Origin of the sequence: Burkholderia sp. IT-111MI5, assembly GCF_949752865.1 — a bacterium.
GTDB classification, from domain to species: Bacteria; Pseudomonadota; Gammaproteobacteria; order Burkholderiales; family Burkholderiaceae; genus Burkholderia; species Burkholderia pyrrocinia_C.
In genome coordinates this window covers 795842-810659 of record NZ_CATKIF010000011.1, presented here as the reverse complement: position 1 = coordinate 810659, position 14818 = coordinate 795842, and the positions used below count along the sequence as shown (strand labels likewise).

The following is a 14818-nucleotide window of genomic DNA, read 5'->3' as shown; positions in this document are numbered from 1 at the left end:
TTTTGTTTTTCGGGAGAAACGACAGATGGCGGAATACGGCCCTGCGAAAGCGGATGCGGCGCACGCGCGTGCATTCGTGATCGCCTGCGTGCAGATGGAGCCTCGGATCGGCGCGGCGCAGTACAACCTCGCAGTTGCGCTCGAGCGGATCGAGACAGCCGCACGCAACGGCGCGGCGCTGATCGTGCTGCCCGAGCTGGCCAACAGCGGCTACGTGTTCGAGGATCGCGACGAGGCGCTGGCGCTCGCGGAGCCCGTGCCCGATGGCCCGACCGCGCGGGCGTTCGAAGCGATCGCGCGGCGGCTGAATGTCCACATCGTGAGCGGCATCGCCGAACGCGATGGCGCGCGGCTCTACAACTCGGCGCTGTTCGTGGGGCCCGGCGGGTATCTCGGCGTGTACCGGAAACTGCACCTGTGGGACAACGAAAAGCGCTTTTTCGAGCCGGGCGACCGCGGTGTGCCGGTGTTCGACACGCCGCTCGGACGCATTGCGATGGCGATCTGCTACGACGTGTGGTTTCCGGAGACGTTTCGACTGGCCGCGATGCAGGGCGCCGATCTCGTCTGCGTGCCGACCAACTGGGTGCCGATGCCGTCGCAGCCCGACGACCGTCCGGGCATGGCGACCACGTTGACGATGGCCGCCGCGCACAGCAACGGTGTCGCGATCGCGTGCGCGGATCGGGTCGGCATCGAGCGCGGCCAGCCGTTCATCGGCCAGAGCCTAATCGTCGGCGGCGATGGCTGGCCGGTCGCCGGCCCGGCCAGCGTCGATCGCGAGGAGATCGTCTACGGGACGATCGACGTGGCCCGCACGCGTGCCGGACGCGCGCTGAATGCGCGCAACCACGTGTTGCGCGACCGGCGCGCGGATATCTACGACCCGATGCTCGGCACCGGCTGGCCGGTGTCGCCGCCATGACCGCGGCGCCCGTTCCCCATGCCTCACCTGGCGTCATTCACCCCCGATGCGCCGCGACTCACCACCACTACAAGGAAGCATCATGAGGTCGTTGAACAAGACAATCGCCGCCGCCGTCATCGTCGCGGCATCGATGGCCGCATCGGCGGCCGAACCCATCCGGATCGGCGTCGCGGTCGGGCTGTCGGGCGCCAACAGCGTCGTCGCGCCGGCCGTCGTGCAGTCGTCGCAACTGGCCTTGGCCGAGATCAACGCGGCGGGCGGCATTCTCGGGCGTCCGGTCGAACTCGTGATCGCCGACGACGGCTCAGGCGCGGTGGGCGCGCAGAAGGCGTACGACACGCTGGTGTTCCAGAAGAACGTCGACGCGATCATCTCGATGGAAACGAGCGCCGCACGCAACGCGGCCCTGCCGATCGTCGCACGCGGCAAGAAGCCGTTCATCTACACGTCGTTCTACGAAGGCCGCTCGTGCAGCCCGTGGATGTACGTGAACGGCTGGGTGCCCGAACAGGTGGTCGCGCCGATCGTCGATTACTTCAACAAGCGCCGCGGCGCGAAGACGTTCTACCTGGTCGGCAACGACTACGCGTTCGGCCGCGGCATGCTCGACTTCACGAAGCAGTACATCGAACAGCACGGCGGGAAGGTGATCGGCGAGACCTACCTGCCGATCGACGGCACCGACTGGACGCCGGTGCTCTCGAAGATCCGCGCGGCGAAACCCGATGCGCTGATCAGCGCCACGGCGGGTGGCGCGCCGAACGTCGCGCTCGCGAAGCAGCTCAAGAGCTCGGGCCTCACGCTGCCGTACGGCAACCTCGCGATCGACGAAGGCACGGCCAAGGGCATGGGCGACGTCGCGACCGGCGTGTTCATGACGGCGTCCTACCTCACCGGCATCGATTCGCCGCAGAACCGCAAGTTCATCGCGGCGCTCGACGGCAAGTTCGGCAAGGACGTGAAGACGCCGAACGAGTTGTCCGAGCCGCAGTACGAAGCGTTCTTCCTTTACAAGGCGGCGGTCGAGAAGGCCGGGTCGACCGATTCGTCGAAGGTCGTGAAAGCGCTCGGCGAGGTGTCGTTCGACGGACCGCGCGGGACGGTTGCGATGAACCGCAGCCGTCACGTGCCGCTCGCGATGCGCCTCGGGCAGATTCAGCCGGACGGCTCGGTGAAGGTGCTGCAGACGTTCACCGACGTCGACCCCGGCATGCAGTGCCCGAAGCTCAAGTAGGGCGCATCGCGGCGCACACGGGTTCGCCGGCGGCGAACCGGACCTGAACCGGGAGAGAGACATGGGACTGGCATTGGACATCTGTACGACGGCGGCCGTGCTGTTCATCGTGACCGTCGGCCTGATGGTGATCTTCGGCGTGATGCAGATCGTGAACTTCGCGCATGGCGCGCTGCTCACGCTGGGCGCCTACGCGAGCTTCGTCGTGACGCGGCTGGGCCTCGATCCGTGGGTGAGCGTGCCGCTTGCGATCGCGGTGGGTACGGTGGTCGGCATGGCGGTCGAATGGATCATCGTCCGGCCGTTGTACAAACGGCCGCTCGACGCGATTCTGGCCACCTGGGGGCTCGGCATCGTGATCGGGCAAATCATCGTGATGGTGTTCGGCCGTGAAGTGCAGTTCGTCGAAACCTCGATGAAGGGCGCGGTGTCGGTCGCGGGCACCGAATACTCGGCCTACCGGCTGGTGCTGGTGCCGATCGCGCTCGGGCTCTGCGCGGGATTGACGCTGCTGCTGTCGGGCACGCGCTTCGGCGTGAAGACGCGGGCGGTCATCATGAACGAAGACCTCGCACGCGGGCTCGGGATTCATTCGGGCCGCATCCGCTTCATCACGTTCGCCCTCGGCGCGGCGCTCGGCTCGCTCGCCGGCGCGCTGATCACGCCGCTGTCGAGCGTCGATCCCGACATGGGCGTCGGGTGGATCGTCAGCGCGTTCATGCTGGTGATGGTTTCGGGGCATTCGATGGCGAGCCTGCTCGTCACATGCGTCGTGTTCGGCGCATGCCAGGTGCTCGTCAGCACGTTCGTCAGCCCGGTGCTGGGCGGCCTGACGATCGCGGTGCTCGCGGCGCTGACGCTGCGCATCCGTCCGCGGGGGTTCGCTCATGGCTAAGGTCGACGCCTCGTTCGAGCCGCATCACGCCGATTCGGCGGCGCAGGCCGCGCGTGCGCCGCGTGCGCACACGTGGCGAGACCTCGCGATCATGATCGCCGTGGCGGCCGCGCTGCTGGTCGCCGGTCCGTTCGTGTTCGGTTCGTATTTGCTGAACGTCCTGATCCAGGCGTTTTTCTTTTCGATCGTCGTGGTGACGGTCGACCTGTTGTGGGGCTATACCGGCTACCTGACCTTCGGCCAGTCGGCGTTCTTCGGCATCGGCGCGTACGCGGCCGGGCTCGTGTTCACGCATGGCGGTTTTTCGGTACCGCACGCGATGCTCGCGATCGGCGCGGCGCTCGCCGCGACGGCGGCCGTCGCCGCGGTGCTCGGCTGGCTGTCGTTCTATCGCGGCGCGTCGCCGTTCTTCGCGACCGTGATGTCGCTGGTGCTGCCGATCGTGCTGACGCAGTCGCTGCTGTCGGGCGGCGAATGGACCGGCTCGAGCTCCGGGCTGACCGGCTTCGAGACCTTCGACCTGTCGCTCGCGCAGTGGTACGGGATCGCCGGTGCGGCGCTGCTGGCCGTCGCGGTGCTGGCCTGGGTGTTCGTGCGCAGCGACGGCGGCCGCCTGCTGGTCGCGATCCGCGACAACGAGGCGCGCTGTGCGTATCTCGGCATCAATACGTCGGTCGTCAAGATCGTGCTGCTGATCGCGACCGCGATGATCGCCGGGCTGGCCGGGTTCGGCTACGGCGCGTTCAGCGGCGTGGTCGCTCCGGAGCTGTCCGGTTTCCTGCTCGGGACGCAACTCGTCGTGTGGGTCGCGCTCGGGGGGCGCGGCACGTTGTGGGGGCCCGTGCTCGGTTCGCTGCTGATCAACGTCGCGACGGCCTACCTGAGCGGGAGCATGCCGTTCGCGTGGCAACTGATTCTCGGCGCCGCGTTCGTCGTCGTGATCGTGCTGCTGCCGAAGGGCCTCGTGCCGCTGCTCGCGAGGCCGGTGCGCCGCTTCATCGCGAGCGGGCGGCCGTTGCCGGTGCTCGTGGAGCGGCCGGTACGCGCACGCGAAGCCACGGCCGGCGCCTTGCCCGCCCTCGACATGCGCGCGGTCGAGCGGCATTTCGGCAGTCTCAAGGTATTGCAGGGCATCGACCTGCAGGCGACCGGCGGCGAGCTCGTCGGCCTGATCGGCCCGAACGGCGCGGGCAAGACGACGCTGATGCGCTGCATGAGCGACGGCGCCGAGCGCTCGTCGGGCGCGGTCGCGCTCGGCGGCACGGAGATCGGCCGGATGCCGCCGGAGCGCTGCGTGCGGCTCGGCCTCGGCCGGAAGTTCCAGAACGCCAACGTGTTCGACAGCCTCACCGTGGCCGAATGCCTGCGCATCGCCGGCACCATCGTCGAGCGACCGTCTCTGGTGCGTTCCGCGACGACGCTCGCGCTGCCGCCGTACGCGCTGGAGGTGATCCGGGCGACGCGCCTCGACCGCAAGCTCGACGCCGTCGCGAAGGATCTGTCGCACGGCGAGCAGCAGGCGCTCGAACTGGCGATGGTGCTTGCGCTGGAGCCGCGCATCGTGCTGCTCGACGAGCCGACGGCGGGACTGACCAAGGTCGAGCGCACGCAGATCGGCAACGTGCTCGCGGCGCTCGCGCACCGGTACGGGCTGTGCTGCCTGCTCGTCGAGCACGACCTGGATTTCGTCGCGGAAGTCGCGACCCGCATCGTCGTGCTGCATCAAGGCAGGATCGTGATGCAGGGCAGCTTCGCCGACGTGGTGGCGTCGGAACTGGTCCGGACCATTTATTCCGGCAGCGCGCAGGGCGGCGCCGCGGCCGCGCAACAGGAGGCACCATGAGCGGGATTGCGCTCGACGTGAACGCGGTCACGAGCGGCTATCGCGATGCGATCGTGCTGCGTGGCCTGACGATGCGCGTCGCCGCCGGCGAGGCGGTGGCGCTGCTCGGCAAGAACGGCATGGGCAAGACGACGCTGCTGAAGACCATCATGGGCTACCTGCCCAAGACGGGCGGCTCGATCCATGCGCACGGCGCGGACATCACGCGGCTGCCGCCGCACCGGATCGCGCGTGCGGGGATCGCCTATGCGCCGCAGGAGCACGCGCTGTTCCACGACCTGAGCGTGCGCGACAACCTGCGGCTCGGGCTGGCGCAGGCGTCGACGTTCGACGAACGTTTCGCCGAGATCGAACCGGTGTTTCCGGTATTCGCGAGCCGGCTGAAGCAGTATGCGGGGACGCTGTCCGGCGGCGAGCAGAAAATGCTGCTGGTGGCGCGCGCGCTGATGATGCGACCGTCGACGATCCTGCTCGACGAAATCACCGAGGGCCTGCAGCCGTCGGTGATCGACCGGCTCGCCGACGTATTGCTGTGGGAGCGCGAGCGCCGCGGCACGACCTTGCTGCTGATCGAGCAGAACGTGCCGTTCGCGCTGAAGGTCGCCGATCGCTATGCGGTGCTGAAGCAGGGCGCGCTGATCGACGACGGCGATGCGAAGGCGCCGTCGGCTGCCGCGTCGGTCTTCGCGCACCTGCAGGTCTAGCCGGGAGGACGGCCACATGCACGAAACCGGTTTTTATCGCCCGCGCTCCGCGCTGCAGATGCTGGCGCGAATCGATGGTGCGCATGGCGAGCGCGGTCGCGCGATGCACGACGCGTTCGCGCGGATCGACGCAGTCGAGGCGTCGGTCCGCGCGCTGACCGCGGTGGCGTCGCGGGAGGCCGCGCTGGCGGCGGCCGGCGCGGCGGACGGGCCGCTGGGCGGATTGCCCGTCGTCGTCAAGGACATCTTCGACACGCAGGCGTTGCCGACTTGCTACGGTTCGCCGATCTATGCGCAGCACCGGCCGGCCGCCGACGCGGCCATCGTCACGATGCTGCGGCGCGCGGGCGGTGTGGTGTTCGCGAAGAGCGTGACGAGCGAGTTTGCGTACATGGCGCCGACGGTCACGCGCAATCCGTGCGATCCGGGCCGTACCGCGGGCGGCTCGTCGTCGGGATCGGCGGCGGCGGTCGCCGCGGGCTACGCGCCGTTCGCGATCGGCTCGCAGACGGGCGGCTCGACGATCCGCCCCGCGTCGTTCTGCGGGATCGCCGGCTACAAGCCGACCGTCGCGATGCTGCCGACCGCCGGCATGAAGAGCTTCTCGTGGACGGCCGACACCGTCGGCCTGTTCGCGGCGACGGTGCGCGACGTCGCGTACCTGGGCGCCGTCCTGGCCGCGCGCGATCCGCGGACCGTCGCCGCGGCGCCGCTCGACAGTCCCGCGTTCGGCGTGCCCGAGTCGTGGCCGTGGACGCAGCCGTCGGACAATGCGTGCGCGGTGCTCGACACGGCGATCCGCGCGATCGAGCGGGCGGGCGGTCGCGTGCGCCGCGTGCGCTTCGCGCCGTGGATGGCGCGCATGACCGATGCGCACGAGACGATCCAGCGTTACGAGGCATACCGTACGCTGGGTTTCGAGTACGATCGACATCGCGGCGCGTTGACGCCGATGCTCGCGACGTTTCTCGAGCGTGCATCGCAGGTGGACACGGCGAACTATCTTGCCGCCTGTGCCGAACTCGCGGCCGCGCGCGACGCACTCGGCGGCTGGTTCGACGGATTGAGCGCGCTGCTGACGCCCAGCGCGCCCGACGAGGCGCCGGACGGTCTCGCATCGACCGGCGATCCGGCATTCAACCGGAACTGGACCCTGCTCGGCACGCCATGCGTGAACGTGCCCGGCCTGCGCGGCGCACGCGGCGCGCCGATCGGCGTGCAGGTGATCGGCCCGCGCGGCGACGACCTGCGCTGCCTCGCGGCGGCGCGGTTCGTCGAGCAGGCGATCTCCGTCACGTAAGCAAGCGCGTGCCGAAGGCTCGCGCGGGCAGTCACGGCGCGGGCCCGGCACGGTGGGCGCGGACACTGGAGGAAACGACATGCAGGCGAAGTCGCAGCAGTCGTCGGGACAGTCGGGCACGGATGCCGGATGGCGCATCGGCGTGCTGTATTCGCGCACGGGCGTGACGGCGGCGACCGAATCCGAGCACTTTTTCGGCACCGTGCTCGCGATCGAGGAAATCAACGCGGCGGGTGGCGTCGACGGACGCCCGCTCGACCCGGTGGTCTACGATCCGCGCAGCGATCCGGACGAGTACCGCCGGCTGGCGTCGCGCCTGATCCAGGACGACGACGTCACGGTCATCTTCGGCTGCTCGACGTCGTCGAGCCGCAAGGCGGTGCTGCCCGTCATCGAGCGCAACAATGCGCTGCTCTGGTATTGCTCGATCTACGAGGGCTTCGAATATTCGCCGAACGTGATCTATACGGGTGCGGTGCCGAACCAGAACAGCATGCAGCTGGCGGCCTATCTGCTGCGCAACCGCGGGCGGCGTTTCTTCCTGGTGGGCGCCGACTACATTTACCCGCGCGAATCGAACCGCATCATGCGCGACATGGTCGAGCAGCACGGCGGCGAAATCGTCGACGAGATCTACCTGCCGAACGACGCCGATCCGGAAGCGCTCGCGGAGGTGGTCCGCCAGATTCGCGCGGCGCCGCCGGACGTCGTGTTCTCGACGCTGATCGGCCGCAGCGCGCGCGCGTTCTACCAGTTGTACCGCGAGTACGGCATCGATCCCGCGCGGGTGCCGATCGCGAGCCTGACCATGACCGAGGGCGAGACGCGCATGATCGGCCCGGAACTGTGCGGCCACCATATCGTGTCGGCCAGCTACCTGAATACGCTCGATCTCGACGGCAACCGGCGCTTTCTGGAATCGTGGCACGCGCGCTTCGGCGAGCAGCCCGCGAGCATGTGGTCGGAGATGGCGTACAACCAGGTCCGCCTGTTCGCGCTCGCGCTGGCGCGCACGCGCAGCCTCGACACGGCGAAGCTGGTCGACGCGGTGCACGACGTCGAATTCGATTCGCCCGAAGGCGTGCTGCGCATCGACCGGGACAACAATCACGCGATCCTCACGCCGCGCATCGCCGTGTGCCGGCCCGACGGCGCGTTCGACATCGTTTGGGAGGGAAGCGGGCCCGTCAAGCCCGATCCGTACCTCGTGTCGTACGGATTCGCCGAGTTCTGGCTCGATGGAGAACGGCCATGACCACGTGGGCGCACCGGCTGTTCGACGATCTGCGCACGTTGCGCGTGCTGGTGATTCATCCGCCCGGCGAGGACCGCAACGTGCTGGTCGAGCAACTGGGCCGGATCGGTTGCCCGGTGACGGTGCTGTGGCCGTTTCCCGCGCAGTTGCCCGACGATGCCGACGCGGTGTTCTTCCTGGTCGGACCGGAGACGCGCCGCGCGGGCAACTGGTGCGCGGCCGATACGCGGGCGACGCTGATCGCGCTGTCGGACTATGAAAATCCGACCGTGCTGAAGATCCTCGTCGATACGCAGGCGCACGGCGTCATCACCAAGCCCTATCGCTCGACGGGCATCCTGAGCACACTGGTGCTCGCGCGCGCGTCGTCCGGCTATCAGCAGCGGCTGCAGAGCAAGATCGGCAAGCTCGAGGACGCAATCAAGGCGCGCCGCCACATCGAGCGCGCGATGCGCATCCTGATCGAATCGCACCAGCTGAGCGAAAACGACGCTTACGAACATATCCGCTCGCGCGCGACCCGCCTGCGCGTGACGGTCGGCGAAGTCGCGACGATGGTGATCGATGCGCACGAGGCGATGGAAAAACTCGGCCTCGACAAACCCGCCCGATCCTGATTGAAAGCAGCAGTGAATCGCGTACGGCGAGCGTTCGCGCGCCCCGTGTGCGGCCGGCGCGGCGCGAATCGTAACAGATTGTCAAAGATTGTCTTCGCGCGTTATCCGGCTGGCGAGAATGACTTCAACGCAGACCGGTTTGCTGAAGCATTTCGTTGAGTTCGATGCGGTTGTAGGTCGCACGCAGTGCGTCGCGCGCGGTGATGGCATTCCGGGCGACGAGTTGCGCGAGGCTTTCGTTGAGCGAGCGGGACATGTTGTCCTCCTTGCGCCGGACGAATTCCGCGAGCATCGGGATCTTCGACGGATCGGTGAGGAACGCGCTGATCTGCTGGTTGTGGTTGAACAGCAGTTCGCTGGCGAGCACGAGCTGATCGCCGCTTTCGCTGGGCACGAGGCTCTGGCAGATCACGCCGATCAGCGCGTTCGCGAGCGATGCCGCGTGACGTTCGCGCTGCTCGGCGGGAAAGAACGAAAGCAGGCGCGTGACGGTGGTGAGTGCGCTGCCGGTGTGCATGGTCGCGAACACGAGGTGCCCCGATTCGCTGGCCTGCAGCACGGCCTCGGCGGTTTCGATGTCGCGGATCTCGCCGACCATGATCACGTCGGCGCGCTCGCGCAGCACTTCGCGCATGCCGGCGGAGAAGCTGCGGGTATCGGTCGGAACCTCGCGCTGGGAAATGATCGACTGGTGGCTGTCGAGCGCGTATTCGATCGGCTGCTCGATCGTGACGATATGGCAGTTGCGGGTGCGATTGAGGTGGTCGAGCAACGACGCGATCGTGGTGGTCTTGCCCGAGCCCGTGACGCCGGTCACGAGCACGAGCCCCATGCTCGCGGTCTCGATCGTGGAGCGGATGTACGCGGGCAGGCCGAGCTTGTCGAGCGGCAGCGGGGCGAGCGGCAGGCGGCGGATCGAGATGACGGTCTTGCGACCGTTCGAGGTGCGGTAGACGTGCGCGCGCAGACGGCAGCCGGTCAGCACGAACTGGCGGTCGATCGCGCCGTCGCGCAGGCGGTTGTCCCAGTCGTCGTCGACGGCATCGAGCATCGGCGCCATCTCGTCGAGCATGATCGGACCGCCGTCGGTCTCGACCCAGCCGCGCGGCGTCTTGATCATGATGGGCCGGTCCTGCTCGATGTGCAGGTCGGTGAAGAAGCGGCGCTGATCGACGAGGTCGAGGATCTCCTGGGTCAGGTCGCGCGGTTCGGACGGGTGACTGTGCATATCGTGTGTCGATTGCAGCGAAGGGGGTAACGCGATCCTCGCAGGCCTCCGCGCGATTGTCCAGCGCGGCGGCGGGGACGCGGCAACCGGCAGGCAAATCATCGGGCGTCGGCGACGCCGTGGCTGGAGGAACGACCTGAATGCGTACGTTGAAGGCATGCATGGTAGCGCTCTGGATGGTCGGAGGCTGGGGGGCCGCGCATGCGCAGGCCACCGGCCCCGGCGGCGCGGCGCTCGACGATCAGGTCTCGGTGGCCGGCGAGGCGCACGATACGCCGCGCGTCACGACGCAGGGCGCGGGCGTGCCGCTGCGCGCCGCGCTGCGCAGGATGGTGCCGGTCACGTACAGCATCAACCTGCCGAATGCCGGCGCATGGGCGGCGACGCCGGTGTCGTGGAGCGCGGGTCATTCGCTCGCGCAAACGCTGCGCGAGATGCTCGCGGGGCATCCGGAACTCGCCGCGCAGGTCGACACCGATTTCCAGCTCGTCACTGTCCGTTACCGGCAGCCGTTCGGCTCCGACACGGTGGGCGCGCTGATGCCGCCACCGGTGCCGCCGATGCCGTCCGCGACACTGCCGGGCGGCGTGGCCGATGGCGGGCGCGCATCGGGTGTCGTGGTCGGCGGCCCGATCGGCGGCGCGGCGCCCGCGAGCCCGATGCCGGATCGCGCGAGCGCGGCCGGCAAGACCGGTGCGTCGCGTCCGTCGGCTCCGGGCTCGTCGCGCGCATCCGCGGCCGCGCCCGCGGACGCGCGTCCGGCGACCCAGGCCGACCGCACGCCGGACACCGAATTGCCGCTTCCCGGCGCGCGCGGTGCCGCGGCGGACCGTCATCCCGTCGCGGGCGCGCTGCCCGCCGGCGCGGGGCCGTTGCCGCCGCCGGCGCGGACGTGGCGCATCGAGCTGTCCGATCGCACGGTACGCGGCGCACTCACGCGCTGGACCCAGGAGGCGGGCTGGCGATTGATCTGGGAGGCGCCGGTCGATTTCGCCGTCGACGCGCCCGCGACCCTGACCGGCACGTTCGACGAAGCGCTGCAATCGGTGATCGGCGCGCTGTCGGCTACCGACGCGCCCGTGCAGGCGATTCTCTATCGAGGCAACAAGGTGCTTCGCATCGTTGAAAAGGGAGCCGGTTAATGCGCCATCTCGCGATCACTCTCGCGCTCGCCGCGACCCTGACGGCCGGCTGTACCGGCCTGTCGGAGAAATTGTCCGCCGCCGTCGACCACGATCACGCGCAGTCGAAGCAAGCGATCGATGCCGCGTTTGCCGGCGACGTCCGCCCGCGCTCGGGTGCCGACAGCGTGATCGTCAAGGATACGTTGTGGCTGTCGGGCACGACGATCAAGCTGAATCATGCGGACGTCCTGCCGCCGGTGTTCCTGCAGCCGGCCACCTTCGACAGCGACGTCGGCTCGCTGGCTGAATTCTCCGAGCGCATTTCGCGGCTCACGCATATCCCGACGCGCGTCTCGCCGAACGCGACCGGCGATGCGTCGGCGAGCGCCCGCGGCGTGTCGACGCCGGTGCTCGGCAACGTGCCGCCGCTGCCGCTGCCGCCGTTGCCGGGGCTCGACGCGTCGCGCGGCAACGCGCCCGGCGCGAACGCGATTGCGGGTCTCGCGGCGCCGACCCACATTTCGTATCGCCATGGCGACCTGCGCGGCCTGCTCGATGCCGCCGCCGCACGCTTCGGCGTCTCCTGGAAGCTGGTGAACGGCGCGATCCTGTTCTACTTCACCGACACGCGCACGTTCCAGGTCAACGCGATTCCCGGCGATGCGTCGGTTGATGCGCACGTGATGAGCGGCGCGACGAGCGACAACATCGCAGGAGGCGGCAACGCGTCGGCGGGCGGCACGGGTTCGAATTCGAACCAGCCGAGCGTATCGGCCACCAATACGGCCAACACGGTGGTCAACTCGCAGCTGTCGGTGTTCAACAGCCTGAGCGCGTCGATCAAGGCGATGCTGTCGCGCTACGGCAGCGTGGTGTCGTCGCCGGCGACCGGGTCGATCACGGTCACGGACACGCCGGACGTGCTCGATCGCGTCGGGCAGTTCATGGACGCGCAGAATCGCTCGCTGTCGAAGCAGGTGCTGATCGACGTGACCGTGCTGTCGGTCGACCTGTCCGACGACGACAGCTACGGCATCAACTGGCACGCCGTCTACCAGGCGCTCGGCACGTCGTTCTCGCTCGCGAACACGTTCTCGACGACCGCGACCAATCCGGTCTCGTTCACCGCGCAGGTGATCACGCCGAACAGCCGCGCGTCGGGCACGCTCGCGATGATCAGCGCGCTGTCGCGCCAGGGCAAGGTGCGGCGCAAGACATCGGCGTCGATCACGACGCTCAACGATCAGCCGGTGCCGGTGCAGGTGGCGACCCAGCAGGGCTACCTGGCGTCGGTGTCGACGACCAACACCGCGAACGTCGGCTCGCAGACGGCGCTCACGCCCGGCACCGTCACGACCGGCTTCAACATGACGCTGCTGCCGCACGTGCTCGACAACGGCACGGTCCTGCTGCAGTTCTACACGAACATCTCGGCGCTGCTGGAGCTGAAAACCGTCGAGAGCGGCGGTCAGAAAATCCAGACGCCGGAGATCGACACGCGCAATTTCCTGCAGCGGGTGTCGATGAAATCGGGGCAGACGCTGGTGCTGAGCGGTTACGAGGCGTCCAACGACAATCTCACGAAGTCGGGCATCGGCACGCCGAACAATTACGCGTTCGGCGGCGGATACGACGGCGTTCGCGACCGGCAGGAAATCGTGATCCTGATCACGCCGATCATGATGAACGGCGCCTGACGAGCGCGCGACGGATCCCGCCATGGCCACTCACGTCATTCAGATCGGGCACCAGCGCTTCGTCTGCGGGTTGTTCTGGCAGTCGCTGTCGCGGCGCCACGAATTGCGCAAGGAGGCGATCGAACTCGGCAGGAAGCTGAGCTTCGACCTGATGGTGCTGCGCATGGACCGCAGCGTCGCAGCCGCGGGGTTCGCGAACGCCGGCGACGGCGTGCAGTCGGGCGTGGCGTCGCTCGGCATCGTCGTCGCGAAGGCGATCGCGAAGCAGGGCGCGTTCTACAACGGCCGCCAGCAGCCCGCGCCGAACTGGCTGGGCGCGTTCAGGCTGCCCGACGGACGCTGGGCCTTTTTCGCGATCCGCGACGGCTCGTTCTTGCCGAACGGCGATTTCATCGGGTCCGCCGACGAGGTGTTCGAGCGGCTGAACTCCGACTACGCGCTCGGCGGCTGGAACACCGTGATCGGCGATCCCGAGATCGAGCCGATGGGGTTCCACAATTTCTACGCGCGGCGCATCGACGATCTGCTCGACAGCCGGCGCGGCCGCGTGCGGGCACCGCAATGGACCCGCCTGCGTCCGGTTCGGCGCGGCCTGCCGTGGCAGGCGCTCGGGCTCGCCGCGGGCGTCGCGGTCGCGGCGACGGGCGTGTCGGTCTGGTACGCCCATCATCGTGCCGCCGAGCAGCGAGAGCGGGACCGCGCGCTCGCGCTGGCGCGTGCCGGCCTGCGCACGGGCGCGTCGGGGCCCGCTACCCACCCGTGGGCGAGGCTGCCCGATCCCGGGCAGTTCGCGCGGGCATGCCAGCGGCATTTCGCGCTGCTCGCGCCAGGCGGATGGACGCTCGATCGCTATGTGTGCGATCCGCAGGGCGTGCAGTACGCGTGGTCGCGCAACGGCTCGACGGTCGCGCTGCTGCTCGCGGGCGCGCCGTCCGCGCAACTGGATGCGAGCGGCGAACACGCATCGTTCAGCGAACCGTTCGAGATGGGCACGCCGCGCGACGAAGCGTTGCTGCCGGGCGCGGGCCTGAAGGCGGAGCTGCTCGCGCGGTTCCAGGCGATGAACGTGCCGGCGACGCTGTCGCCGGTCGCGGCGCCGCAGCAGGACGCACTCGCGCCGGTCGGCAGCACGCCGCCGCCGTGGCATCAGTGGCGCTTGCTGGCACGGCTCGGCGGCTTGCCGCCCGAACAATTCACGCCGCTGCTGAGCGCGGCCGGCGTGCGCCTTGTGAAGTTGACCTACCAGGCGGGCGACTGGTCCGCGGAGGGAGTCGTCTATGCGAATTGATACGAGATCTTGCGCCCGTGCCGGGCTGATCGTCGCGGCGCTGATCCGGGCCGGCGGCGCGGTCGCCGCCGCGTCCGAGCCGGCCGCGACCGTGCCGAAAGCATCCGCGGGCGTCGCCGTGGCGAAGCCGCTCGGCGCTGCGCCCGCGAGCGGTGCCGCACAGGAGGCGCCGCCGGCCGGCTGGTCGACCGGGGCCGCCGCGCAACTGACGCGGCTCGAGGAGCAAACCGTGTTGCTCAAGGCCGAGATCAGGAAGCTCGACGCCCAGGCCGAAGTCGCGCAACGGACGGCTGCGCTGGCCCGGCTCGGCAGCGCGGCGACGATCGACCCGGTCGCGCAGAACGTGCGCGTCATCGCGATCGAGGGCTTCGGTCATCGCTATACGGCGATCGTGCAGACCGGTATCGGCGAGCGTTTCGACGTCGCCTCCGGCGACGAATTGCCGAACGGCATGAAGATCGTGTCGATCGGCGCGAACGAGGTCGTCGGGCGCTGGGGCAACGGGCAGAAGATGCGCATGGTGCCGGTGCTCGCGTCGCGCAGCGGTGCCGTGTTCAACGGCGGACCGAACCCGGCCGCGAACGGCGCCGCCAATACCGGTGTGGCGACGGGTGGCGGCGCGCCCGCCGGCACGCTCGTGCCCGCCGCCGATCCCACGGCGGCAGCGGGTTTGCCGCCCGCGTACCAACCGGCCCAGTAGCCAGG

13 protein-coding genes are annotated in these 14818 nt (G+C 68.9%); 12 read left to right on the top strand and 1 reads right to left on the bottom strand.

From position 1 onward, the window contains the following. Positions 1–25: 25 nt before the first annotated feature. The 8 genes from ACM6JT_RS11870 (at position 26) to ACM6JT_RS11835 (ending at position 8776) form a co-directional block, all read left to right on the top strand. Entirely contained in the window at positions 26–925 is a 900-nt protein-coding gene (locus ACM6JT_RS11870; protein ID WP_034179949.1) for a nitrilase family protein, read from the top strand. Between the two features lie 82 nt (positions 926–1007). Then, positions 1008–2162 carry a substrate-binding protein gene (locus tag ACM6JT_RS11865; protein WP_414856533.1) on the top strand — a complete coding sequence of 385 codons (1155 nt, stop codon included), beginning with the start codon at positions 1008–1010 and terminating at the stop codon, positions 2160–2162. A gap of 61 nt (positions 2163–2223) precedes the next feature. Then, a complete protein-coding gene (locus tag ACM6JT_RS11860) occupies positions 2224–3057 on the top strand; it encodes a branched-chain amino acid ABC transporter permease (protein WP_034179947.1) in 834 nt (277 codons plus the stop codon). Then, positions 3050–4900, top strand: a complete 1851-nt coding sequence (locus tag ACM6JT_RS11855) for an ABC transporter permease subunit (RefSeq protein ID WP_414856532.1) — start codon at positions 3050–3052, stop codon at positions 4898–4900. Before ACM6JT_RS11860 ends, ACM6JT_RS11855 begins: the two co-directional genes overlap by 8 nt. Continuing rightward, complete coding sequence (locus ACM6JT_RS11850; RefSeq protein ID WP_034179945.1) at positions 4897–5604, top strand: ABC transporter ATP-binding protein; 708 nt, start codon at positions 4897–4899, stop codon at positions 5602–5604. The genes ACM6JT_RS11855 and ACM6JT_RS11850 overlap by 4 nt, the downstream gene beginning before the upstream one ends. Positions 5605–5620: 16 nt before the next feature. After that, positions 5621–6904 carry an amidase gene (locus ACM6JT_RS11845; RefSeq protein ID WP_414856531.1) on the top strand — a complete coding sequence of 428 codons (1284 nt, stop codon included), beginning with the start codon at positions 5621–5623 and terminating at the stop codon, positions 6902–6904. A 79-nt stretch (positions 6905–6983) separates the two neighbouring features. Further along, entirely contained in the window at positions 6984–8159 is a 1176-nt protein-coding gene (locus ACM6JT_RS11840) for a transporter substrate-binding domain-containing protein (protein WP_034179943.1), read from the top strand. Continuing rightward, positions 8156–8776: an ANTAR domain-containing response regulator gene (locus ACM6JT_RS11835; protein WP_034179942.1), complete on the top strand. Its 621-nt coding sequence runs from the start codon at positions 8156–8158 to the stop codon at positions 8774–8776. The genes ACM6JT_RS11840 and ACM6JT_RS11835 overlap by 4 nt, the downstream gene beginning before the upstream one ends. 124 nt (positions 8777–8900) lie before the next feature. Here the strand turns inward: ACM6JT_RS11835 and ACM6JT_RS11830 are convergent, their stop codons facing one another. Then, positions 8901–10004, bottom strand: coding sequence for a type IV pilus twitching motility protein PilT (locus ACM6JT_RS11830; RefSeq protein WP_105390830.1), 1104 nt, complete (start codon positions 10002–10004; stop codon positions 8901–8903). A 161-nt stretch (positions 10005–10165) separates the two neighbouring features. On the opposite strand from ACM6JT_RS11830, the gene ACM6JT_RS11825 reads away from it, so the two are divergent. Genes ACM6JT_RS11825 through pilP form a run of 4 tightly spaced genes read left to right on the top strand, consistent with a single transcriptional unit; the run spans position 10166 to position 14813 of the window. After that, entirely contained in the window at positions 10166–11146 is a 981-nt protein-coding gene (locus tag ACM6JT_RS11825) for a toxin co-regulated pilus biosynthesis Q family protein (protein ID WP_414856530.1), read from the top strand. Beyond that, positions 11146–12825, top strand: coding sequence for a PilN family type IVB pilus formation outer membrane protein (locus tag ACM6JT_RS11820; RefSeq protein ID WP_414856529.1), 1680 nt, complete (start codon positions 11146–11148; stop codon positions 12823–12825). Before ACM6JT_RS11825 ends, ACM6JT_RS11820 begins: the two co-directional genes overlap by 1 nt. A gap of 22 nt (positions 12826–12847) precedes the next feature. Then, on the top strand, positions 12848–14113 hold the full coding sequence (pilO2, locus tag ACM6JT_RS11815; protein WP_414856528.1) for a type 4b pilus protein PilO2: 1266 nt from the start codon (positions 12848–12850) through the stop codon (positions 14111–14113). Then, positions 14103–14813, top strand: coding sequence for a type IV pilus biogenesis protein PilP (gene pilP, locus ACM6JT_RS11810; protein WP_051983637.1), 711 nt, complete (start codon positions 14103–14105; stop codon positions 14811–14813). Before pilO2 ends, pilP begins: the two co-directional genes overlap by 11 nt. Positions 14814–14818: the final 5 nt, after the last annotated feature.

Coding starts and splice junctions, on each gene's coding strand:
- ACM6JT_RS11870 (WP_034179949.1), top strand. CDS start 26: ATGGCGGAATACGGCCCTGCGAAAGCGGATGCGGCGCACGCGCGTGCA.
- ACM6JT_RS11865 (WP_414856533.1), top strand. CDS start 1,008: ATGAGGTCGTTGAACAAGACAATCGCCGCCGCCGTCATCGTCGCGGCA.
- ACM6JT_RS11860 (WP_034179947.1), top strand. CDS start 2,224: ATGGGACTGGCATTGGACATCTGTACGACGGCGGCCGTGCTGTTCATC.
- ACM6JT_RS11855 (WP_414856532.1), top strand. CDS start 3,050: ATGGCTAAGGTCGACGCCTCGTTCGAGCCGCATCACGCCGATTCGGCG.
- ACM6JT_RS11850 (WP_034179945.1), top strand. CDS start 4,897: ATGAGCGGGATTGCGCTCGACGTGAACGCGGTCACGAGCGGCTATCGC.
- ACM6JT_RS11845 (WP_414856531.1), top strand. CDS start 5,621: ATGCACGAAACCGGTTTTTATCGCCCGCGCTCCGCGCTGCAGATGCTG.
- ACM6JT_RS11840 (WP_034179943.1), top strand. CDS start 6,984: ATGCAGGCGAAGTCGCAGCAGTCGTCGGGACAGTCGGGCACGGATGCC.
- ACM6JT_RS11835 (WP_034179942.1), top strand. CDS start 8,156: ATGACCACGTGGGCGCACCGGCTGTTCGACGATCTGCGCACGTTGCGC.
- ACM6JT_RS11830 (WP_105390830.1), bottom strand. CDS start 10,004: ATGCACAGTCACCCGTCCGAACCGCGCGACCTGACCCAGGAGATCCTC.
- ACM6JT_RS11825 (WP_414856530.1), top strand. CDS start 10,166: ATGGTAGCGCTCTGGATGGTCGGAGGCTGGGGGGCCGCGCATGCGCAG.
- ACM6JT_RS11820 (WP_414856529.1), top strand. CDS start 11,146: ATGCGCCATCTCGCGATCACTCTCGCGCTCGCCGCGACCCTGACGGCC.
- pilO2 (WP_414856528.1), top strand. CDS start 12,848: ATGGCCACTCACGTCATTCAGATCGGGCACCAGCGCTTCGTCTGCGGG.
- pilP (WP_051983637.1), top strand. CDS start 14,103: ATGCGAATTGATACGAGATCTTGCGCCCGTGCCGGGCTGATCGTCGCG.